Source organism: Micrococcus sp. ACRRV (assembly GCF_022346985.1).
Lineage (GTDB): Bacteria > Actinomycetota > Actinomycetes > Actinomycetales > Micrococcaceae > Micrococcus > Micrococcus porci.
Genome location: NZ_JAKRNH010000141.1, coordinates 1 through 4,980, shown reverse-complemented (window position 1 = coordinate 4,980; position 4,980 = coordinate 1). Strand labels below are relative to the sequence as shown.

Genomic DNA, 4,980 nt, shown 5'->3' with positions numbered 1-4,980 from the left:
CCCCGGGAGGGGCCCGGTCGGGCAGCGGCCGACGACCCGTCCCGGCCCCGTCCCGGACGGCGGCCTCCCCCGGCCACCCCGTACCCTGGAGGGCATGCCCCGCCTGCCCCGTCCCGTGACCCTCGCGCCGGCCCTGGCCGCGGCCGCCCTCGGTCTCACCGCGTGCTCCGGCCCCGTCGTCTCGGTGGAGGCCGCCCCCGGCGCCGCGGACCCGGCCTGCGCCCCGGCCATGGTGGCCATGCCCGACGTCCTGGGCAGCCAGGACCGCCGCGAGACGGACAGCCAGGCCACCGCCGCATGGGGCGAGCCGGCCGCCGTCGTGCTCCGCTGCGGCGTCCCCACGCCCGGCCCCACCACCGACCGCTGCGTGTCCGTGGACGACGTCGACTGGGTGGTCCGCGACGAGGACGACCACTGGCGGATCACCACCTACGGCCGCACCCCCGCCGTGGAGGCGGTGTTCGGCAAGAGCGAGGTCAGCTCCGACTCCGTGATGACCGGCCTCGGCTCGGCCGTCGCCCAGATCCCCTCCCAGCGCCGCTGCGTGAACATCGAGGACGCCACCCCGGTGGGGTGACGTCCTCGCGCTCCGGTGTGCGGGCCGGTCAGTGCAGGCCGACCCCCCGCTCCAGGGCGAGGTCGAGCAGCTCGGAGATCAGCTCGCCGTAGGACAGGCCCGTGCGCTCCCACATGGCCGGGTACATGCTGATCGAGGTGAACCCGGGCATCGTGTTGATCTCGTTGACCACCCAGCGCCCGTCCGGGGTGTAGAAGAAGTCGCAGCGGCCCAGACCGGCGCCGTCGACGGCCTCGAACGCGCGCACCGCCTGCTCGCGCAGGCGCTCGATGGCCTCCTCGGGCAGCTCGGCCGGGCAGGAGAGCTGCGCGGCGGAGGCGTCCTGGTACTTGGCCTCGAAGTCGTAGAACTGGTGGCCCGACTCGGCGCCCTTGACCACGATCTCACCCGGCAGGGACGCGCGCGGGGACTCGGCGCCGTGCCCGTCCAGCACGGCGCACTCGATCTCGCGGCCCAGGATGCCGGCCTCGACCACGACCTTCGGGTCGAAGCGGCGGGCCTCCTCCACGGCCGCGCGCAGGTCCTCGGGGGCGTCCACCTTGGTGATGCCGAAGGACGAGCCGCCACGGGCGGGCTTGACGAACAGCGGGTAGTCCAGGGCGCCGGCCCGTTCCAGGGCGGCCTCCGGGTCGTTGCGCCACTGGCGGTCGGTGATGGTCTCCCACGGGCCGACCTCCAGGCCGCCGGCCTGGAACGCGACCTTCATGAAGTGCTTGTCCATGCCCACGGCCGAGGCCAGCACGCCGCAGCCCACGTAGGGCAGGCCGAGGGACTCGAACATGCCCTGGAGCGTGCCGTCCTCGCCCCACGGTCCGTGCAGCAGCGGGAACACGACGTCCACGACGCCGAGGTCCTCCCCGTCCGAGCCGACCAGCTCCACGGCGTCGTCCGCGCGCGCCCGCAGGCTCACGGGGCGCTCGGGCTCCGGCACGCTCGGCAGCTCCCCGTCGCCGAGGGCGTAGTCGGCGGCGTCCACCTCGCCGTGGGACCACAGGCCCGAGTGGGCGACGCCGACGGGCACCACGTCCCAGCGCTCGCGGTCCGCGGCGTGCAGCACGCCCGCTGCGGTGACGCAGCTGATGGGGTGCTCGCTGGAGCGGCCGCCGAACAGCAGCAGCACGCGGGGGCGACGGCCCGGGGCGGTCTCGGGGGGCTGGGTCATGCGTGTCGTCCTTCCGACTTCAGGTCTCGGGCCAGCAGCAGTCCCGCGAGGCGGTCGACGTCGAGCGTCCCCGCCACCACGCGGTCCATGGCCTCGCTGATGGGCATCTCCACGCCGTGGGCGCGGGCGACGTGCACGACGGCGGACACCGACTTGATGCCCTCCGCCGTCTGCTTCATGGCGGCCACGGCCTCGTCCGCGCTCAGCCCCGTGCCCATGAGCCGGCCGGCGCTGCGGTTGCGGGACAGGGGCGAGGCGCAGGTGGCCACGAGGTCGCCGAGGCCGGCCAGGCCGGCCAGGGTCGAGGCCTCGCCGCCGAGCGCCACGGCCAGGCGGGTCGTCTCCGCCAGGCCGCGGGTGATCACGGAGGCCTTCGAGTTGTCCCCCAGTCCCTGGCCGTCGCAGATGCCCACGGCCAGCGCGATCACGTTCTTCACGATGCCGCCGATCTCCACGCCCACGACGTCGCCGTTGGTGTAGGGGCGGAAGGTGGGCCCGGCCGTGAGCGCGGCGACGCGGTCGGCGGTGGCCCGGGACGCCGAGGCCACGACCGTGGCCGTGGGCTCCCCGCGGGCGATCTCGAGGGCCAGGTTGGGCCCGGAGAGCACGGCGAAGCGCTCGGGGCCGATCCCCAGGGCCTCCTGGCAGACCTGCGAGGGCCGCGCGTCGGTCCCGCGCTCCAGGCCCTTCATGAGGGAGACGACGATCGCGTCCGGGGCGAGGGCGTCGGCCAGGCCCTCCAGGACGGTGCGGGCCTGCTGGGCGGGCACGGCCACCACCACGACGCCGGCCTCGGCCACCGCCTCGCGCGCGTCGGTCACCGCGCGGACGCACTCCGGGAGGGCGACGTCCGGCAGGTACTCGGGGTTGGCGTGGTCCTCGGTGATGGCGCGGGCCACCTCCGCCCGACGGGACCAGACGACCACCTCGCGGGCGCGACGGCCTGCCGGGCTGGTGCTGGAGCCGAGCACGCAGGCGAACGCCGTGCCCCAGGAGCCGGCGCCGAGCACGGCGACGCGGGTGGGGTCCCCGGCACGGTCGCCGGCCGACGTGGAGGCGAACGCGGGTTCCGGGCCCGCGGACGGCGCCGGGCTCACGCGGTGCCCTCGCGGCGACCGGTCCGCAGGTCCCAGCGCCAGGCCGGGGCCGGCTCGCCGCGCAGCTGCGCCACGAGCTCCGTGACGGCGTCCATCATGCGCTCCGTGCCGACGCGCAGCACGGCGGCGGTCAGCGGCCCGCCGCGGAGGTCGTCGAGGTCCACGGGCTCGCCCACGAGCACGCGGGCGGTCTTGCGCGGGAAGGGCGAGAGCCGGAACCCCGGGTAGGGCAGCAGTTCCTGCATGCCCCACTGGCCCACGGGGATCAGCGGGGCGCCGGTCTGCAGCGCCAGGCGCACGGCGCCGGAGCGGGCGGACATGGGCCAGCCCTCGGGATCACGGGTCACCGTGCCCTCGGGGTAGACGATGATGACCCGACCCTCGTCCAGTGCGGCCTGGGCGGCGGCCAGGGAGCGACCCCCGTCGCGCGAGCGCTCCACGGGGATCATCCGGGTCGACTGCAGCACCCGCCGCAGGACGGGGACCTTCCACAGTTCGGCCTTGGCCAGGACCGCGGGCAGCAGCCCCTGGTTGTAGACCATGTGCGCGACCGAGAGGGGGTCCAGCTCGGAGATGTGGTTCACCGCGAGGATCGCGCCGGTGCGCGGGATCCGCTCAGCGTGCAGCCACTCCTGGCGCACCAGGGCGCGCAGGGCCGGCCGGACGACGGCGGCGGGCGCCACGAAGCCCCGGCGCAGGCCGCGCGAGGGCTGCGCGATCGGACGCTCGCCGTCGTTCATCGGGGCCGCTCGGAGAGCTCGACGTCCGCGCCCAGGCCCTGGAGCTTCGCCATGAAGTGCTCGTAGCCGCGGTTGATGATCTCCAGGCCGGTGGCGTGGGAGGTGCCCTCCGCGGCCAGGGCCGCGATGAGGTGGGAGAAGCCGCCGCGCAGGTCCGGGACGTCGAAGTCCACACCGTGCAGCGGCGTCGGGCCCGAGATCACGGCGGAGTGCAGGAAGTTGCGCTGGCCGAATCGGCACGGCACGGAGCCCAGGCACTCGCGGTGCAACTGGATGGACGCGCCCATGCGCACCAGGGCGTCGGTGAAGCCGAAGCGGTTCTCGTACACGGTCTCGTGGACGATCGACACGCCGGTGGCCTGCGTCAGGGCGACGACGAGCGGCTGCTGCCAGTCGGTCATGAAGCCGGGGTGGACGTCGGTCTCCAGCACGAGCGGGTTCAGCTCGCCGCCCCCGTGCCAGAAGCGGATGCCCTCGTCGGTGACCTCGAACTCGCCGCCGATCTTGCGGTACGTGTTCAGGAACGCCGTGAGGTCGCGCTGGGAGGCCCCGCGGACGAAGATGTCGCCCTTCGTGGCCAGCGCGGCCGATGCCCACGAGGCGGACTCGTTGCGGTCCGGGATGGCCACGTGGTTGTAGCCGCGCAGCTCCGGGACGCCCTCGATGCGGATGGTGCGGTCCGTCTGGACCGTGATGATCGCGCCCATCTTCTGGAGGACGTGGATCAGGTCGTGGATCTCCGGCTCCACGGCGGCGCCCTTGAGCTCGGTGATGCCCTCGGCCTTCACCGCGGTCAGCAGGACCTGTTCGGTGGCGCCCACGGAGGGGTACGGCAGCTCGAGCTTGGCGCCGTGCAGCCCCTTGGGCGCGGAGATGGAGATGCCGCCCGGGCGCTTGTCGACGACGGCGCCGAAGTTGCGCAGCACGGCCAGGTGGTAGTCGATCGGCCGGTCGCCGATCTTGCAGCCGCCCAGGTCGGGGATGAAGGCCTCGCCGATGGCGTGCATCAGCGGGCCGCAGAAGAGGATCGGGATGCGCGAGTCGCCCGCGTGGGCGTCGATCTCCGCGGTGAGGGCGGACTTCACGCCGGCCGGGTCCATGGTGATCGTCCCGGACTCCTTGTCCCAGTCCACGGTCACGCCGTGGATCTCGAGCAGGGAGCTGACGACGTCGACGTCCTTGATCTCCGGGATGCTGCGCAGCACGGACGGGCCGGTGCCCAGCAGGGCGGCGACCATCGCCTTGGGGACCAGGTTCTTGGCGCCGCGGACGGTCACCTCGCCCTGCAGCGGCTTGCCTCCGTGGATCGTCAGCAGCTTCGCCATAAGTGGTGTCCTTCTTCCTCACGCCGCCCGGGGGGCGGGGTCGTCGGCGGCCCGCGACGGGCGCGGGACGGTCATGCGG

At 74.3% G+C, this 4,980-nt stretch carries 5 protein-coding genes; 1 reads left to right on the top strand and 4 read right to left on the bottom strand.

Annotation, left to right across the window (positions count from 1 at the left end; all coding sequences use genetic code 11):
* The first annotated feature begins 94 nt into the window (after nucleotides 1-94).
* Nucleotides 95-577, top strand: a complete 483-nt coding sequence (locus MHY29_RS11210) for a DUF3515 family protein (RefSeq protein ID WP_239241275.1) — start codon at nucleotides 95-97, stop codon at nucleotides 575-577.
* A 28-nt stretch (nucleotides 578-605) separates the two neighbouring features.
* Here MHY29_RS11210 and MHY29_RS11205 read toward each other — a convergent pair whose 3' ends face one another.
* The 4 genes from MHY29_RS11205 to murA all read right to left on the bottom strand — a co-directional run bounded on the left by MHY29_RS11205 (nucleotide 606) and on the right by murA (nucleotide 4,901).
* Nucleotides 606-1,739: a D-alanine--D-alanine ligase family protein gene (locus tag MHY29_RS11205; protein WP_239241273.1), complete on the bottom strand. Its 1,134-nt coding sequence runs from the start codon at nucleotides 1,737-1,739 to the stop codon at nucleotides 606-608.
* On the bottom strand, nucleotides 1,736-2,749 hold the full coding sequence (locus MHY29_RS11200; protein ID WP_239241277.1) for an NAD(P)H-dependent glycerol-3-phosphate dehydrogenase: 1,014 nt from the start codon (nucleotides 2,747-2,749) through the stop codon (nucleotides 1,736-1,738). The genes MHY29_RS11205 and MHY29_RS11200 overlap by 4 nt, the downstream gene beginning before the upstream one ends.
* Before the next feature lie 83 nt (nucleotides 2,750-2,832).
* Nucleotides 2,833-3,576 (bottom strand): 1-acyl-sn-glycerol-3-phosphate acyltransferase, encoded by a 744-nt coding sequence (locus tag MHY29_RS11195; protein ID WP_239241271.1) that lies wholly within the window; start codon nucleotides 3,574-3,576, stop codon nucleotides 2,833-2,835.
* Nucleotides 3,573-4,901, bottom strand: a complete 1,329-nt coding sequence (gene murA / locus MHY29_RS11190) for a UDP-N-acetylglucosamine 1-carboxyvinyltransferase (RefSeq protein WP_224355176.1) — start codon at nucleotides 4,899-4,901, stop codon at nucleotides 3,573-3,575. Before murA ends, MHY29_RS11195 begins: the two co-directional genes overlap by 4 nt.
* Nucleotides 4,902-4,980 lie beyond the last annotated feature (79 nt).